We start from the raw sequence: 15153 nt of genomic DNA on the forward strand, positions 1-15153 counted from the left end.
GCGTGGCGGTGAAGACGGGAGGCCGCGCCGCGGACGGCGCTCAGGCCCATGATTGTACGCGCAACTTTTTCGCGTGCCGGCGGCCGGGTGCCGCGCACGGCCGAACGGCCGGTCACTGCCGCTGTCGCACGAGGCGGCACGAGACCGCACGCGGATTCGATTAAGCTTGCGGCTCCCCGCTCTTCCTGTCCGACCCAATCGACGCACGACCGAACCGATGACCGCTTTCCTGCTGATCTGGAGCCCCAAGAAATGGCCGTGGCCCGAGCTGCCCGACGTCGCCGCGCGCGTGAAGGCCGGCGAGGCCGTGCACGACGTGTGGGGCTGCGGCTTCGCGCGCGGCATCCTGCCGGGCGATCGCGTGTTCCTGCACCGCGTCGCGAAGGAGCCGAAGGGCGTGTTCGGCTCGGGCTACGTGACGCGCGCGCCCTACGAAGTGCCGGACCCGGCGACGAAGCGCGGCTACCGGCTGTGCATCGATTTCGTCTACGACTGGCTGGTCGACGCCCACCAGGACGTCGTGATCCCGCGCGACGCGCTGCGCGTGCATCCATACTCGGTGCAGACCTGGGACGCGCAGTCCTCCGGCACGTCGATCAAGCCGATGGTCGAAGGCCCGCTGGAGAAGCGCTGGGCCGAACTGACCGGCAAGCGCAAACCGCCGCGATAAACGGGCCGGATCGGACGCCGGCCATGCGCGCCGGCCAATCCCCCGCGTGCCGAAAGGCCGCAGACCGCGCGGCGGGCCCGTCATGCGCGTCTCCGGTACAATCGGACGATCGTTCCGCCCAGGCGCCGCGGCCCGTGCACAGGCCCCCGCGCCCTTCTCTCGCAGGTTTCGCACATGTCCAACAATCAGATCCTCTTCGAACGCGCCCAGAAGACCATTCCGGGCGGCGTCAACTCGCCGGTGCGCGCCTTCCGTTCGGTCGGCGGCACGCCGCGTTTCGTCTCGCGCGCGCAGGGCCCGTACTTCTGGGATGCCGACGGCAAGCAGTACATCGACTACATCGGTTCGTGGGGCCCGATGATCGTCGGCCACGTTCATCCGGAAGTGCTGTCGGCCGTGCAGAACGTGCTCGCCGACGGCTTCTCGTTCGGCGCGCCGACCGAGGCGGAAATCGAGATCGCCGAGGAAATCTGCAAGCTCGTGCCGTCGATCGAGCAGGTGCGGATGGTGTCGAGCGGCACCGAGGCCACGATGAGCGCGCTGCGTCTCGCGCGCGGCTTCACGGGCCGCAGCCGCATCGTCAAGTTCGAGGGCTGCTATCACGGCCACGCGGACAGCCTGCTGGTCAAGGCCGGCTCCGGCCTGCTGACGTTCGGCAACCCGACGTCGGCCGGCGTGCCCGCCGACATCGCGAAACACACGACCGTCCTCGAATACAACAACGTCGCCGCGCTCGAAGAAGCGTTCGGCGCGTTCGGCGACGAGATCGCCGCGGTGATCGTCGAGCCCGTCGCGGGCAACATGAACCTCGTGCGCGGCACGCCCGAATTCCTGAATGCGCTGCGCGCGCTGTGCACGAAGCACGGCGCCGTGCTGATCTTCGACGAGGTGATGTGCGGCTTCCGCGTCGCGCTGGGCGGCGCGCAGGCGTACTACGGGATCGCAGCCGACCTCACCTGCCTCGGCAAGGTGATCGGCGGCGGAATGCCGGCCGCCGCGTTCGGCGGCCGTCGCGACATCATGGCCCACCTCGCGCCGCTCGGCGGCGTGTACCAGGCCGGCACGCTGTCGGGCAACCCGATCGCGGTCGCCGCAGGCCTGAAGACGCTGCAACTGATCCAGGCGCCCGGCTTCTACGACGCGCTGACCGCGCAGACGAAACGCCTCGCCGACGGCCTCGCGGCCGAAGCGCGCGCGGCCGGCGTGCCGTTCGCCGCCGACTCGATCGGCGCGATGTTCGGCCTGTACTTCGCCGAGCGCGTGCCGGTCAGCTTCGCGGAAGTGACGAAGAGCAACGTCGCGCGCTTCAACCGCTTCTTCCACCTGATGCTCGACGAAGGCGTGTACTTCGCGCCGTCCGCGTACGAGGCCGGCTTCGTGTCGAGCACGCACGACGACGCGGTGATCGACGCGACGCTCGCGGCCGCACGCCGCGCATTCGCGGCCCTCGCCGCCTGACCCGGGTCCGAACGCATGTTCTCGGATACCGATTTCGCCCACATGCAGCGCGCGCTGACGCTCGCGGCGCGCGGCATGTATACGACCGCGCCGAACCCGCGCGTCGGCTGCGTGATCGTCAAGGACGGCGACGTGATCGGCGAAGGCTTCACGCAGCCGGCCGGCCAGGACCACGCGGAAGTGCAGGCGCTGAAAGACGCGCGTGCGCGCGGCCATGACGTCGCCGGCTCCACCGTGTACGTCACGCTCGAGCCGTGCAGCCACTTCGGCCGCACACCGCCGTGCGCGAACGCGCTGATCGACGCGTGCGTCGCGAAGGTCGTCGCGGCGATGGAAGACCCGAATCCGCAGGTGTCGGGGCGCGGCCTCGGGATGCTGCGCGACGCGGGCGTCGACGTGCGCTGCGGGCTGCTCGCGAACGAAGCGGGCGAACTGAACATCGGCTTCGTGTCGCGGATGACGCGCGGCCGCCCGTGGGTGCGGATGAAGACGGCCGCGTCGCTCGATGCACGCACCGCGCTGCCGTCCGGCGAAAGCCAGTGGATCACCGGCGAGGCCGCGCGCCTCGACGGCCATGCTTGGCGCGCGCGCGCGTGCGCGATCCTCACCGGGATCGGCACCGTGCGCGAGGACAACCCGCTCTTGACCGTGCGCGGCGTCGACACGCCGCGCCAGCCGCAGCGCGTGCTGGTCGACAGCCGCCTCGACCTGCCGCTCGATGCGCGCCTGCTCGAAGGCGCGCCGCTGCTGATCTTCTGCGGCCGGCTCGACGCCGCCGGCGAAGTGCGCGCGAACGTGCTGAAGTCGCGCGGCGCGGAAATCGTGCCGCTCGCGAATGCGTACGGCAAGGTCGACCTGCCCGCGATGCTGGCGGCGCTCGGCGCACGCGGCGTCAACGAGCTGCACGTCGAGGCCGGTCACAAGCTGAACGGCTCGCTGCTGCGCGAGCAGTGCGTCGACGAGCTGCTGGTCTACCTCGCGCCGAGCCTGCTCGGCAGCGACGCGGCCGGCATGTTCGACCTCGCCGCGCCGGCGAGCCTCGACGCCCGCACGCGACTCGCGTTCCACAGCGTCGAGCGGATCGGCGACGATCTGCGGATCCTGGCGCGCGTCGCGCCGCCCTCCGCCACTCTTTGAACGGAGCCGTCACGATGTTTACCGGAATTGTCGCGGCCGTCGGCCGCATCGAAGCGATCAACCCGCTCGGCGCGTCGCCCGAGGCGGGCGTGCGGCTGACCGTGCAGGCCGGCGGGCTCGACCTGGCGGATGTCGCGCTCGGCGACAGCATCGCGATCCAGGGTGCGTGCATGACGGTGATCGAAAAGACCGACACCGGATTCGACGTCGACGTGTCGCGCGAAAGCCTGAACCGCACGGTCGGCCTCGCGCAGCCCGGCGAAGTGAACCTCGAGAAGGCGCTGCGCGCGCACGACCGCCTCGGCGGGCACATCGTGTCGGGCCACGTCGACGGCCTCGGCACCGTGACGCGCTTCGCGCCGGTCGGCGAATCGCACGAGCTGCGGATCGTCGCGCCGCGCGAGCTCGGCCGCTATCTCGCGTACAAGGGCTCGATCACGGTCAACGGCGTGAGCCTGACCGTCAACACGGTCGACGATCGCGCCGACGGCTGCGAGTTCTCGATCAACCTGATCCCGCATACGGTCGAGGTCACGACGCTGCGTCACGTGAAGGCCGGCGACAAGGTCAATCTCGAAATCGACATGATCGCGCGGTATGTGGAGCGGATGATGTCGGCATCGCAGGGCGTGCATCAGGACTGACCAGGCGGTTCCGCCCGCTGGATGGGAAATGGCGCCCGGCGGCGTGGCCCGGCACCTGGCCTGATGGCCAACGACGCGCACGGGTCATCCCGTCGCGCTAAGATGCAGCGGCAGCGGTTTCGGCGCCGCGGCGCACGGTGCGCCGCGTACCGGCTGCCCCTTTTCCTCCAGGAGTCGTCCCCATGTCCATCTCGATGTACCAGGCTTCGCTGCCCGTCCTGATCCGCGGCCTCACCAACCTGCAGCACATCCTCGGCAAGGCGCAGGCGCATGCGGCCGAGAAGCAGATCGACCCGTCGGTGTTCATCGGCGCACGCCTCTATCCGGACATGCTGCCGCTCGTCCGCCAGGTGTATATCGCGACCGACACGGCCAAGGGCTGCGCCGCGCGGCTTGCCGGCGTCGACATCCCGAGCTATCCCGACGTCGAGCAGACATTCGACGAACTGCACGCGCGCATCCAGAAGACGATCGACTATCTGAAAGGCTTCGACGCCGCGCAGATCGACGGTAGCGAAGCGCGCCAGGTCGTGCTCAAGATGCGCGTCGGCCCGATCGAGTTCACCGGCCAGTCGTATCTGCTGAACTTCGTGCTGCCCAACTTCTTCTTCCACGTGACGACGGCGTACGACATCCTGCGCCACAGCGGCGTCGAACTCGGCAAGCTCGACTACCTCGGCGGCCGTAACGACCAGGCGTGACGCACGGCCGGGCCTCGGCCGGCCTGCGGCGGCCCGTCTTCGGGCGGCCCGCGCCGGCCCGGGCAGGCCCGTCCCGACTGCCGGCCGCACCGCTTTCCGGCGCGCTCGCCGGCCGCGCGCAGCCGGTGCCAGCCGAAACGCGGTCCGGCTGGCGTAAAATACGCACTTTCCTCTTTCTCGCCCCTTTATGACGCTCGCCTCCACGCTCGACATCATCGCGGAGTTGAAAGCCGGCCGGATGGTGATCCTGGTCGACGAAGAAGACCGCGAAAACGAAGGCGACCTCGTGATCGCCGCCGAATTCGTCACGCCGGAAGCGATCAACTTCATGGCCAAGTACGGCCGTGGCCTGATTTGTCTGACGTTGACGCAGGAACGCTGCAAGCAGCTGCACCTGCCGCTGATGACCTACCGCAACGGCACGCAATACGGCACCGCGTTCACGGTCAGCATCGAAGCGGCCGAAGGCGTGACGACCGGCATCTCGGCCGCCGACCGCGCGCACACGATCGCCACGGCGGTCGCGCACGACGTCCGCCCCGAGCACATCGTGCAGCCGGGCCACGTGTTCCCGATCATGGCGCAGCCGGGCGGCGTGCTCGTGCGCGCCGGTCACACCGAGGCCGGCTGCGATTTCACCGCGCTTGCCGGGCTCACGCCCGCCGCGGTGATCTGCGAGGTCATCAAGGACGACGGCACGATGGCGCGCCTGCCCGACCTGCTCGAGTTCGCGAAGGAACACGATCTGAAGATCGGCACGATCGCCGACCTGATCCAGTACCGCAGCCGCACCGAATCGATCATCGAGCGGATCGCCGAGCGCACGATGCAGACCGCGCACGGCACGTTCCGCGCGGTGCTGTACCGCGACCAGCCGAGCGGCTCGCCGCACATCGCGCTGGTGCGCGGCACGCCGTCGCCCGACGTCGATACGCCCGTGCGCGTGCACGAGCCGCTGTCGGTCCTCGATCTGCTCGAGACGGGCATCTCGACGCACTCGTGGACGCTCGACGCAGCGATGCACGAGATCGCGGAACGCGACCTCGGTGTGATCGTGCTGCTTAACTGCGGCGACACGAAGGAACATCTGATCGACGTCTTCAAGGCGTTCGACGAGGAAGAAAAGGCCGCTGCGCTGAAGCGCCGGCCGGTCGATTTCAAGACGTTCGGCATCGGCGCGCAGATCCTGCGCGACGTCGGCGTCGGCAAGATGCAGGTGCTGTCGAATCCGCGCAAGCTGGGCAGCATGTCCGGCTACGGCCTCGAAGTCACGGGCTTCATTCCGATGCCCGGCGGCGAAGCCAAGTCCTGCCCGGCGTCCCACGCGTAACCCGCCACGACGCTTTCGCCCTATAACCGTTCATCCACACCACGGACCAGATCATGGAAATCGGACAATACCAACCGAATCTCGAAGGCGACGGCCTGCGTATCGGCATCGTGCAATCCCGCTTCAACGAACCCGTCTGCAACGGCCTCGCCGATGCGTGCGTCGAGGAACTCGAGCGCCTCGGCGTCTCCGGTGAAGACGTGCTGCTCGTGTCGGTGCCCGGCGCGCTGGAAATCCCGCTCGCGCTGCAAAAGCTCGCGGAAAGCGGCCAGTTCGACGCACTGATCGCACTCGGCGCGGTGATCCGCGGCGAGACGTACCACTTCGAACTCGTGTCGAACGAAAGCGGCGCGGGCATCACCCGCATCGGCCTCGACTTCAACCTGCCGATCGCCAACGCGGTCCTGACGACCGAAAACGACGAGCAAGCCGTCGCGCGCATGACCGAAAAGGGTCGTGACGCCGCACGCGTCGCGGTCGAGATGGCCAACCTGACGATGGCACTCGACCAGCTCGGCGACGACGAGGACGAAGAAGAAGAGGACGAAGACGACGAAGAGGAGCGCGCATGAAGAAGAGCGCCCGCCGACAATCGCGCGAGCTGGCGACGCAGGGCCTGTATCAGTGGCTGCTGTCGAACGCGGCCTCCGGCGAGATCGACGCGCAACTGCGCGGCGCGCTCGGTTACGACAAGGCCGACAAGGAGCTGCTCGACGCGATCCTGCACGGTGTGATTCGCGAGCATGCGACGCTCGTCGAAGCCCTCACGCCGTCGCTGGACCGTCCGGTCGATCAGCTGTCGCCGGTCGAACGCGCCGTGCTGCTGATCGCGACGTTCGAGCTCACGCATCATGTCGAAACGCCGTACCGCGTGATCATCAACGAAGCAGTCGAACTCGCGAAGACGTTCGGCGGCTCCGACGGCTACAAGTACGTCAACGGCGTGCTCGACAAGCTGGCCGCAAAGCTGCGCCCCGCCGAAACTCAGGCGCGCCGCAACGGCTGATTCCGCAGGCAGACGGGCGCGCAAGCGCCCGTTTTTCGTTCTCCCTCCCCCTCCCCGCTCCGCCCGACCGATGAATACCACCGCCGATTCGCTCGTCACGCTCGCCGCACGCGTCGACGCGATCCAGCCCTTCTACGTGATGGAACTGATGAAGGAGGCACAGCGGCTCGAGTCCTCCGGGCGCGATGTTATCCACATGGGCATCGGCGAACCGGATTTCACCGCGCCGGAGCCCGTCGTCGAGGCGGCGGCGGCCGCGCTGCGCCGCGGCGTCACGCAGTACACGAGCGCGCTCGGCATCGCGCCGCTGCGCGGAGCGATCGCCGCGCACTATGCGCGCGCCTACGGCCTCACGATCAGCCCCGAGCGGATCGTCGTGACGGCCGGCGCCTCCGCCGCGCTGCTGCTTGCGTGCCTCGCGCTCGTCGGCCGAGACGACGAGGTGCTGATGCCCGACCCGTCGTATCCGTGCAACCGGCACTTCGTCGCGGCGGCCGAAGGTCGGCCGGTGCTCGTGCCGAGCGGCCCGGAAGCGCGCTTCCAGCTCACCGCGGACGACGTCCGCACGCGCTGGGGCAGTCGCACGCGCGGCGTGCTGCTCGCGTCGCCGTCGAACCCGACCGGCACGTCGCTCGAGCCGGACGAGCTGAAGCGGATCGTCGAAGCCGTGCGCGCACGCGGCGGCTTCACGATCGTCGACGAAATCTACCAGGGGCTCAGCTACGACGCGGCGCCCGTGTCGGCGCTGTCGTTCGGCGACGATGTCGTCACCGTGAACAGCTTCTCGAAGTACTTCAGCATGACCGGCTGGCGGCTCGGCTGGCTCGTCGTGCCGCCCGCGCTCGTCGGTACCTTCGAAAAGCTGTCGCAGAACCTGTTCATCTGTCCGTCCGCGCTCGCGCAGCACGCGGCGCTCGCGTGCTTCGAGCCGGCGGCGCTCGACATCTACGAGGCGCGCCGCCTCGAATTCAAGCGTCGCCGCGACTTCATCGCGCCAGCGCTCGAGAAGCTCGGCTTCACCGTGCCCGTGATGCCGGACGGTGCGTTCTACGTGTATGCGCACTGCGGCGGCGTCGCTCACCCCGCGGCCGGCGACAGCGCGGCGCTCACGCAGGCGATGCTGCACGACGCGGGTGTCGTGCTGGTGCCGGGTATGGATTTCGGCGTGCATGCACCGCGCGACTATATCCGGCTGTCCTATGCGACCGCCTACTCGCGCCTCGAAGAGGCCGTCGAGCGGCTCGCGACACTCTTCGGCCAGCACTGACCGCGATCCGCGTTCCCGGCCGCGCAAAAGAAAAAGGCACCCGATTCGGGTGCCTTTTCGTTGGAGCCTGGCCGGAACCGCGGGACGTTACGCGCCGAGTTCCGAGTGGTCGCCGCCGTGCGCCTGCTTCGCGGTATCGACGCTCGCGTCGTCCTGCTGCGGTGCGCCCTTCGGCGCGGCAGCCGCCTTAGCGGTGATCGGCTGCGCGCCGTCGAGCGTCGCATGCACGCGCTTGGCGCCGCCGGCCGATGCCGTCACGGCCGCGGTCACGATCGGCTTCGACGGCTGGGCCGGCGCCTGCGGCGCATTGACCGACACGCTGCGGCCATGCGCAACGTCGCGCAGGCGACCGCGCTCGGCCATGACCTTCGAGCCGTAGGCGGTGTCGTCCGGGTTGGTCGAGCCGTTGTACAGGCGCAGGCCGTTCGCGAGCGAGCCGCCGCGGGCGATGCAGTCCTTCAGCACGAGCGCGCCGACCTGCAGGTTCGCGAGCGGTTGCAGCGCGGTGTCGGTACCGCCGAAATACTCGAATTTGTCGGAATGAACCTTCGACATGACCTGCATCAGGCCTTGTGCGCCGACGCCGCTTTCCGCGTACGGGTTGAAGCCCGATTCGATCGCCATCACGGACAGCAGCAGCAGCGGATCGAGGCCGACGTCGCGGCCGGTCTGGAAAGCAGCCTTGACGAGTTGGCCGAGGGGCTCCTGCGCGACCCGGTAACGGCGCGACAGGTAGGTGGCGACCAACGCCTGTTCGCGGTTCGACGCGAGCGCGCGATCGTCGCGCGCATCGGCCGGGACCCGCTGGGTCGGGATCAGTTTCGCCAGCGCGACGGGCGACGGGCCGTTACGGGCCGGATCGGACGCATCGTTCTGCGCGGCGGTTTCCGGTGCGACGTCGAGACCGACGGCGAGCGCATCCGTTTCCGGGGCGTCTTCCTGCTGCGGCTGCGCGCCAGCGGGCGCGAAGTTCGGCAGCGGATGACCGGTCAGCAGACGGGCCGGACCGGCCTGCACGGCCGCGGATACGACCGGCATCAGCTTCGCGGCGAGATTCCCGCGCACGGTCGGCAGCAGCCAAAGGGCAAGTGCGACCGCGACAGCGAGACAGCCGACAACGCTGAATAGATGGTGACTGACACGCGTCCCGCGACGCAGCATGTTGCGCACGATTTGCGCATGCTGCTCACTGGGACGCCACGATAACCAAGCGTTCATTCAGATCATCTCCCATGAACATGACTCGTGCGGCTCGCTCTGCTCGATGGCGAGACAAAAAACGCGCCGCGGAATCACGACACCGCACGCCTTGGTTGGGACGCGCAAGCATCGGGGAAACGGTATAAGTACCGTTCGGGGCCACGGTGTAAGAGGGCCGGCACCTTCGCACAATGGGCGAGGCGGGCATACGCGGTGGCACCCACGCAAAAAACCAGCGTCTGGTGGCGCTGGCTGGGACTACGACAAAGGCCGTCGAATACGCCGTGCAGGTTTCGGCGGACGGTGACGCGCTGCGTCAAAGATCGGTGATTGGCGGCTCGAAGCCTTTTACCCTGCAACCAATGTGAGCGGATTCTAGCAGGGTTTTATAGATCGTCAACACTATAAAACTTTGAAATTATAACAAAAAGTAATTTTGAATCGCCCTTCAGATCGCCGGCCCCCTGCCGTAGAGGCTCTGCGCGTCGTCGACAATTTTCTCCGCCGGGCGTGCGAGCGGCCGCGCGGGTAAAATCGTCGGTCGATTCGGGGCGCAGCCGGCCGCTGCGCCCGCCCATCGCTGCCCGCCTTGCGGGCGGCCCGGACCTTCTTCATGAAATACAAAGACTTACGCGATTTCATCCAGCGCCTCGAGGCGCTCGGCGAACTGCGGCGCGTCACGCAGCCCGTGTCGCCCGTGCTCGAAATGACCGAACTGTGCGACCGCGTGCTGCGTGCCGGCGGCCCGGCGCTGCTGTTCGCAGCGCCGCCCGGCAATGCGTTCCCGGTGCTCGGCAACCTGTTCGGCACGCCGCGCCGCGTGGCGCTCGGCATGGGTGTCGATGCGGGCGACGACGCCGCGCTCGGCTCGCTGCGCGACCTCGGGCGGCTGCTGTCCGCGCTGAAGGAGCCGGATCCGCCGAAGAGCCTGAAGGACGCCGGCAAGCTGCTGTCGCTCGCGAAGGCCGTATGGGACATGGCGCCGAAATCGGTGTCGTCGCCGCCGTGCCAGGAGATCGTCTGGGAGGGCGCCGACGTCGACCTGAACAAGCTGCCGATCCAGACCTGCTGGCCCGGCGACGCGGGGCCGCTCGTCACGTGGGGCCTCACGGTCACGCGCGGGCCGAACAAGCCGCGCCAGAACCTCGGCATCTACCGCCAGCAGCTGATCGGCCGCAACAAGCTGATCATGCGCTGGCTCGCGCATCGCGGCGGTGCGCTGGACTTCCGCGAATTCGCGCTGCAGAACCCCGGCAAGCCGTATCCGGTCGCGGTCGTGCTCGGCGCCGATCCGGCCACGACGCTCGGCGCGGTGACGCCCGTGCCCGATTCGCTGTCCGAGTATCAGTTCGCCGGCCTGCTGCGCGGCAGCCGCACCGAGCTCGCGAAGTGCCTGACGCCCGGCGTCGATACGCTGCAGGTGCCCGCGCGCGCGGAGATCGTGCTCGAAGGCTTCATCCATCCACAGGAAGGCGCGCCCGCCCCTGCCCCGGCCGGCGCACCGCCGCGGCCGGCCGGCAACGCGGCCGCCGCATACGAACACGCGCTCGAAGGCCCATACGGCGACCACACCGGCTACTACAACGAGCAGGAGTGGTTCCCGGTGTTCACCGTCGAGCGGATCACGATGCGCCGCGACGCGATCTATCACTCGACCTATACCGGCAAGCCACCCGACGAGCCGGCCGTGCTCGGCGTCGCGCTCAACGAGGTGTTCGTGCCGCTGCTCCAGAAGCAGTTCACCGAGATCACCGACTTCTACCTGCCGCCGGAAGGCTGCAGCTACCGGATGGCCATCGTCCAGATGAAGAAGAGCTACGCCGGCCATGCGAAGCGCGTGATGTTCGGCGTGTGGAGCTTCCTGCGGCAGTTCATGTATACGAAGTTCATCGTGGTCGTCGACGAGGACGTGAACATCCGCGACTGGAACGAGGTGATCTGGGCGATCACGACGCGCGTGGACCCCGTGCGCGACACCGTGATGGTCGACAGCACGCCGATCGACTATCTCGATTTCGCGTCGCCCGTCGCGGGCCTCGGCTCGAAGATGGGGCTCGACGCGACCAACAAGTGGCCCGGCGAGACGAACCGCGAATGGGGTCGCCCGATCGAGATGGATGCGGCCGTGAAGGCGCGCGTCGACCGGCTCTGGCAGGAAATCGGACTGTAAGTCCACGCCTTGAACGCACCCGACAAGAACGACGATGAGCTTTCCCCCCGCCTCGATGCTGTCCGACGGGTTCTTCCTGTCGCTGTCGCTGTGTCTCGACATCGGCCTCGTCAACGTCGCGATGCTGTCGCTGACGCTGTCGCACGGCTTCCGGCCGGGCTTCTGGCTCGGCGTCGGCTCGTGCTTCGGCGATCTCGTCTACGCGGCGCTCGCGCTCGCGGGCATGGCCGTGCTGCTGCAGTTCGAGGCCGTACGCTGGATCGTCTGGATCGGCGGCGGTGCGGTGCTGCTGTTCCTCACGTGGAAGATGGCGCGTGAAGCGCTCGCGCCGGCCGGCAGCGCCGACGACGGCACGGCCGACGAAACACCGCAGCCGCGTGCCAGCGCGCGGCGCAGCTTCGTGCGCGGGATGCTGCTTGCGATGTCGTCGCCGAGCGCGATCCTGTGGTTCGCGGCGGTCGGCGGCGCGCTGATCGCGAAAGCCGGCGCGACCACGCCGGCGACGGCGTCGGTGTTCCTGTCCGGCTTCTTCCTCGGCGGCCTCGCGTGGACGCTCTTCATGTGCACGCTCGCGAGCCAGGGCCGCAAGCGCGCGGGCGCGGGGATGATGCGCGCGTGTCACGTCGCGTCGGCGCTGCTGTTCGCGTATTTCTCGTACAGCGTGATCGTCGGCGGCTACCGCGACCTGATTGCCCACGCGGCGTGACCGCCGCGCCCCGAGCCGCGCCCCGAATGAAAAACGGCGCAACGCCCCGCGAGGGAGGTTGCGCCGTTTTGCCGCGCGCGGTCAGGCCGCCACGCGGAATGCGTCAACGACGCCAGCCGTGGTGACCCCAGCCGCCGTAGCCGTGACGCCAGTACGGACGGCCGTAGTAGCCACCGTAGCCGCCGACGACCACGGCGGGCGGCGCATAGTAAGCCGGCGCCGGCGCGTAATACACGGGCGGGGGCGGTGCGTAGTACACGGGCGGAGGCGGCGCATACACGGGATACGCAGGTGCGACCGGGACACCGATGCCGACCCCGATCGACACGTGAGCCTGCGCGGCGCTTGCGGCACCCAGGGCCAGCGCGGCGGCGGCGATGAACGGAATGAGCTTTTTCACTTCGATTCTCCTGCTGGAGCGGTAATTTGTGCGCTCCTGTCGGCAACGGCGGGCATGCACGTCGCATGGATGCAATGTAGCGAAAACCCGCCGCCCGCGTATCGCGCATTTGTTGCAAATTGCAATTCCACGCGGCCGCAGCCACCGTGCGGCAGGGCTGCGCGGACCGGCGATCCCCCTCGCGGGTCCCGCGATTCCGTCCGACCAGGGAAATCGCGCCATGCCGGCCGGTCAGTTTTACCGGATCCGGTAAGCGCGGCGCGCATGCTTCAGTAATCAACGATTACAAATTTGCGACAGGACGCCGACACGCCAAGCGGGGCACAGCCGCCGCGTGATTTGGGGCCGGATTGAGCCGCCTTCGACGGGACGAAGCCGCCGCGCGAATTTGCCGGTTGTCCGTACCGAACGCCGACCGTTCGGGCTGTCCCCGTTCGGCAACGCCGCCTATCCACGACCGCCCCGTCATTCCTGCGATACTGGCGTCTGCTCCGTTTGCGCTTCGTGACCCGCCATGCCCCTCCCCGACACTCCCCGCCTCGGCTTCATCGGCGCCGGCCGCCTGGCGCGCTGTCTCGCGCTGCGCTTCGCGGCGGCCGGCTTTCCGGTCGTCGCGATCGCGAGCCGCACGGCGGAATCGGCCGCGGCGCTTTCCGCGCGCATCGACGGCTGCCGGGCGGTCGACACGCCGCAGCAGGTCGTCGACGCCGCCGACTTGATCTTCCTGACCGTGCCCGACGACCATCTCGCATCGACCGCCGCCGCGCTGCGGTTCGACGCGGCGCGCGCGGCAAGCCAGGCGCTCGTCCACTGCAGCGGCGCGTCGGCGGTCGAGTTGCTCGATCCGGCAAAGCGGCAAGGCGCGGCCACGGGCGGCTTCCATCCGCTCTATCTGTTCGGCGGCACGGACGCCGATCTCACCCGCATCGACGGCTGCTCGGTCACGCTCGAAGCCGACGGCGCGCTGCACGCGACGCTGCTGCGACTTGCTGCCGCACTCGGCTGCCATCCGCTGTCGATTCCGGCCGGCGGCCGAATGCTGTATCACGCGGCCGCGCATTACGCGGCGAGTTTCGCGCTCTGCGGGCTGTCGGAAGCGGTCGAGCTGTGGCGCGGCCTCGGCTTCGACGAGGAAGCGGCGTTGCGCGCGCTGCTGCCGATGCTCACCGGCACGATCGCGACCGCGCGCGACAAGGGCCTCGCGAACGCCCTGGCGGGCCCGGTGTCGCGCGGCGACACCGGCATCGTCGAGCGTCAGCTCGCGCTGCTCGAGGCGCGCGGCGGCGACCATGCGACGCTGTATGCGCTGATGACCCGCCGCGCGGTCGCGCTCGCGGCGAAGCGCGCGGCGCCGCCGCCCGCGCTGCCGGCGCTTGCGCAGGCCGTCGAAACGTCGCTCGAGCGCACGATCGGGCACCCCTCCCCGCCGCGAGACGAGGCGTGATAAGGTGTCGGCCGATGCGCCGCCATCCGGCGTTGGCGGCCGCACGCTACTCGACTGTATAAAAAGGATGCCAACGATGTTCGGCGAGATCGCCCGTTTTCTGCTCAATACCGTCTTCACGCTGTTCGGCGCCGCGCTGATTCTGCGCGTCTGGATGCAGGCCGTCCGCGTGCCGCCGTACAACCCCGTCACGCAGGCCGTGCTGCAGGCGACCAACTGGCTCGTGCTGCCGCTGCGCCGCGTGATCGCGGGCGTGCGCGGCATCGACTGGGCAAGCGTCGTCGCCGCCCTCCTCACCGCGCTCGTCTATGTGGTGCTGATGGTCGTGATGGCCGGCCTGGATCCGGCCTCGGTGATCGCGACGCTCGTCGTGGTCGCGCTGCTCACCGTCGTGAAGTGGGCGCTCAATCTCGTGATCTGGATGACGATCCTGATGGCGCTGCTGTCGTGGCTCAATCCGCGCTCGCCGGCGATGCCGATCCTCTACCAGCTCACCGCGCCGTTTCTGAACCCGCTGCGCCGCGTGATTCCGAACCTGGGCGGCATCGACCTGTCGCCGATCCTGCTGTTCGTGATCGTCCAGGTGCTGCTGATGATCGTCACGCGCGCCGCCGTGTCGCTGACGATGTTCGGCATCTGACGTATTGCGCTACGCTGCCGGCCCCTGCGCCGGCGGCGCCTCGAGCGTGTCGATCACGCCGAAGCGCGCGGGAATCATCGCGTAGCACACGCGCACCTTCTCGCGCGTCAGCCGCTCGAGCAGTTGCTGCGCCTCGTCCTCGGTGACGATGAACTCGACCTCGATCGCGAGCGAACCCTGCAGCTCGAAAAAGCGGTCCTCGTGCAGCACCCGATGCCGGCCGAAGCCGGCCATCGCGCGAAACGCGGAACCGCCCGCGACACCCATCCGGTTTCCCTCCTCCAGCAACCACTCCCACAGCGGCTTCCAGTGCAGCCGGTGCTGCTCGTGCACGTAGAAACGCAAGAAGACCCTGTCCATCGCGTCCTCCCGATGCCGAC

Annotated in this window: 16 protein-coding genes; 13 read left to right on the plus strand and 3 right to left on the minus strand. The window is 68.7% G+C overall.

The features are described 5' to 3' along the window. Positions 1–217 precede the first annotated feature (217 nt). From HWX25_RS05240 to HWX25_RS05280, 9 genes are all read left to right on the plus strand, one after another. Entirely contained in the window at positions 218–670 is a 453-nt protein-coding gene (locus HWX25_RS05240; RefSeq protein ID WP_059448147.1) for a hypothetical protein, read from the plus strand. Between the two features lie 174 nt (positions 671–844). After that, positions 845–2128 carry a glutamate-1-semialdehyde 2,1-aminomutase gene (gene hemL, locus HWX25_RS05245; protein ID WP_175907509.1) on the plus strand — a complete coding sequence of 428 codons (1284 nt, stop codon included), beginning with the start codon at positions 845–847 and terminating at the stop codon, positions 2126–2128. A gap of 15 nt (positions 2129–2143) precedes the next feature. Continuing rightward, a complete protein-coding gene (gene ribD, locus HWX25_RS05250) occupies positions 2144–3265 on the plus strand; it encodes a bifunctional diaminohydroxyphosphoribosylaminopyrimidine deaminase/5-amino-6-(5-phosphoribosylamino)uracil reductase RibD (protein WP_175907511.1) in 1122 nt (373 codons plus the stop codon). Positions 3266–3279: 14 nt separating this feature from the next. Next, positions 3280–3909, plus strand: a complete 630-nt coding sequence (locus HWX25_RS05255; RefSeq protein ID WP_059680800.1) for a riboflavin synthase — start codon at positions 3280–3282, stop codon at positions 3907–3909. A 182-nt stretch (positions 3910–4091) separates the two neighbouring features. Continuing rightward, positions 4092–4610 (plus strand): DUF1993 domain-containing protein, encoded by a 519-nt coding sequence (locus HWX25_RS05260; RefSeq protein ID WP_059530206.1) that lies wholly within the window; start codon positions 4092–4094, stop codon positions 4608–4610. A gap of 187 nt (positions 4611–4797) precedes the next feature. Then, positions 4798–5940 carry a bifunctional 3,4-dihydroxy-2-butanone-4-phosphate synthase/GTP cyclohydrolase II gene (gene ribBA, locus HWX25_RS05265; protein ID WP_059530209.1) on the plus strand — a complete coding sequence of 381 codons (1143 nt, stop codon included), beginning with the start codon at positions 4798–4800 and terminating at the stop codon, positions 5938–5940. 53 nt (positions 5941–5993) lie between these two features. After that, positions 5994–6512, plus strand: coding sequence for a 6,7-dimethyl-8-ribityllumazine synthase (ribH, locus tag HWX25_RS05270; protein WP_059530212.1), 519 nt, complete (start codon positions 5994–5996; stop codon positions 6510–6512). After that, the gene (gene nusB / locus HWX25_RS05275) at positions 6509–6946 is read left to right on the plus strand and encodes a transcription antitermination factor NusB (RefSeq protein ID WP_059530215.1); all 438 of its coding nucleotides are present in this window, start codon (positions 6509–6511) and stop codon (positions 6944–6946) included. The genes ribH and nusB overlap by 4 nt, the downstream gene beginning before the upstream one ends. 70 nt (positions 6947–7016) lie before the next feature. Next, positions 7017–8213, plus strand: coding sequence for a pyridoxal phosphate-dependent aminotransferase (locus tag HWX25_RS05280; RefSeq protein WP_175907513.1), 1197 nt, complete (start codon positions 7017–7019; stop codon positions 8211–8213). 87 nt (positions 8214–8300) lie between these two features. Here the strand turns inward: HWX25_RS05280 and HWX25_RS05285 are convergent, their stop codons facing one another. Next, positions 8301–9431 (minus strand): transglycosylase SLT domain-containing protein, encoded by a 1131-nt coding sequence (locus HWX25_RS05285; RefSeq protein ID WP_175907515.1) that lies wholly within the window; start codon positions 9429–9431, stop codon positions 8301–8303. Positions 9432–10026: 595 nt separating this feature from the next. Here HWX25_RS05285 and HWX25_RS05290 point away from each other — a divergent pair. Together HWX25_RS05290 and HWX25_RS05295 are read left to right on the plus strand one after the other, a co-directional pair. Beyond that, positions 10027–11583: a UbiD family decarboxylase gene (locus HWX25_RS05290; protein ID WP_059690774.1), complete on the plus strand. Its 1557-nt coding sequence runs from the start codon at positions 10027–10029 to the stop codon at positions 11581–11583. Between the two features lie 34 nt (positions 11584–11617). Further along, positions 11618–12289, plus strand: coding sequence for a LysE family transporter (locus HWX25_RS05295; RefSeq protein ID WP_175907517.1), 672 nt, complete (start codon positions 11618–11620; stop codon positions 12287–12289). A 103-nt stretch (positions 12290–12392) separates the two neighbouring features. Here HWX25_RS05295 and HWX25_RS05300 read toward each other — a convergent pair whose 3' ends face one another. Further along, a complete protein-coding gene (locus tag HWX25_RS05300; RefSeq protein ID WP_059467009.1) occupies positions 12393–12689 on the minus strand; it encodes a hypothetical protein in 297 nt (98 codons plus the stop codon). Between the two features lie 514 nt (positions 12690–13203). Between HWX25_RS05300 and HWX25_RS05305 the strand changes: the two genes are divergently transcribed. Both HWX25_RS05305 and HWX25_RS05310 read left to right on the plus strand, forming a co-directional pair. Continuing rightward, positions 13204–14133, plus strand: coding sequence for a DUF2520 domain-containing protein (locus tag HWX25_RS05305; protein WP_175907519.1), 930 nt, complete (start codon positions 13204–13206; stop codon positions 14131–14133). A 76-nt stretch (positions 14134–14209) separates the two neighbouring features. Next, the gene (locus tag HWX25_RS05310) at positions 14210–14773 is read left to right on the plus strand and encodes a YggT family protein (protein WP_059530230.1); all 564 of its coding nucleotides are present in this window, start codon (positions 14210–14212) and stop codon (positions 14771–14773) included. A 9-nt stretch (positions 14774–14782) separates the two neighbouring features. Here the strand turns inward: HWX25_RS05310 and HWX25_RS05315 are convergent, their stop codons facing one another. Beyond that, complete coding sequence (locus HWX25_RS05315; protein WP_059690770.1) at positions 14783–15133, minus strand: DUF190 domain-containing protein; 351 nt, start codon at positions 15131–15133, stop codon at positions 14783–14785. Positions 15134–15153 lie beyond the last annotated feature (20 nt).

It is taken from the genome of Burkholderia sp. BCC1640 (assembly GCF_902833125.1).
GTDB lineage: Bacteria > Pseudomonadota > Gammaproteobacteria > Burkholderiales > Burkholderiaceae > Burkholderia > Burkholderia diffusa.

Coding starts and splice junctions, on each gene's coding strand:
- HWX25_RS05255 (WP_059680800.1), top strand. CDS start 3,280: ATGTTTACCGGAATTGTCGCGGCCGTCGGCCGCATCGAAGCGATCAAC.
- HWX25_RS05315 (WP_059690770.1), bottom strand. CDS start 15,133: ATGGACAGGGTCTTCTTGCGTTTCTACGTGCACGAGCAGCACCGGCTG.
- HWX25_RS05310 (WP_059530230.1), top strand. CDS start 14,210: ATGTTCGGCGAGATCGCCCGTTTTCTGCTCAATACCGTCTTCACGCTG.
- HWX25_RS05280 (WP_175907513.1), top strand. CDS start 7,017: ATGAATACCACCGCCGATTCGCTCGTCACGCTCGCCGCACGCGTCGAC.
- HWX25_RS05260 (WP_059530206.1), top strand. CDS start 4,092: ATGTCCATCTCGATGTACCAGGCTTCGCTGCCCGTCCTGATCCGCGGC.
- ribBA (WP_059530209.1), top strand. CDS start 4,798: ATGACGCTCGCCTCCACGCTCGACATCATCGCGGAGTTGAAAGCCGGC.
- HWX25_RS05240 (WP_059448147.1), top strand. CDS start 218: ATGACCGCTTTCCTGCTGATCTGGAGCCCCAAGAAATGGCCGTGGCCC.
- ribD (WP_175907511.1), top strand. CDS start 2,144: ATGTTCTCGGATACCGATTTCGCCCACATGCAGCGCGCGCTGACGCTC.
- ribH (WP_059530212.1), top strand. CDS start 5,994: ATGGAAATCGGACAATACCAACCGAATCTCGAAGGCGACGGCCTGCGT.
- HWX25_RS05305 (WP_175907519.1), top strand. CDS start 13,204: ATGCCCCTCCCCGACACTCCCCGCCTCGGCTTCATCGGCGCCGGCCGC.
- HWX25_RS05290 (WP_059690774.1), top strand. CDS start 10,027: ATGAAATACAAAGACTTACGCGATTTCATCCAGCGCCTCGAGGCGCTC.
- HWX25_RS05285 (WP_175907515.1), bottom strand. CDS start 9,431: ATGAACGCTTGGTTATCGTGGCGTCCCAGTGAGCAGCATGCGCAAATC.
- nusB (WP_059530215.1), top strand. CDS start 6,509: ATGAAGAAGAGCGCCCGCCGACAATCGCGCGAGCTGGCGACGCAGGGC.
- hemL (WP_175907509.1), top strand. CDS start 845: ATGTCCAACAATCAGATCCTCTTCGAACGCGCCCAGAAGACCATTCCG.
- HWX25_RS05295 (WP_175907517.1), top strand. CDS start 11,618: ATGAGCTTTCCCCCCGCCTCGATGCTGTCCGACGGGTTCTTCCTGTCG.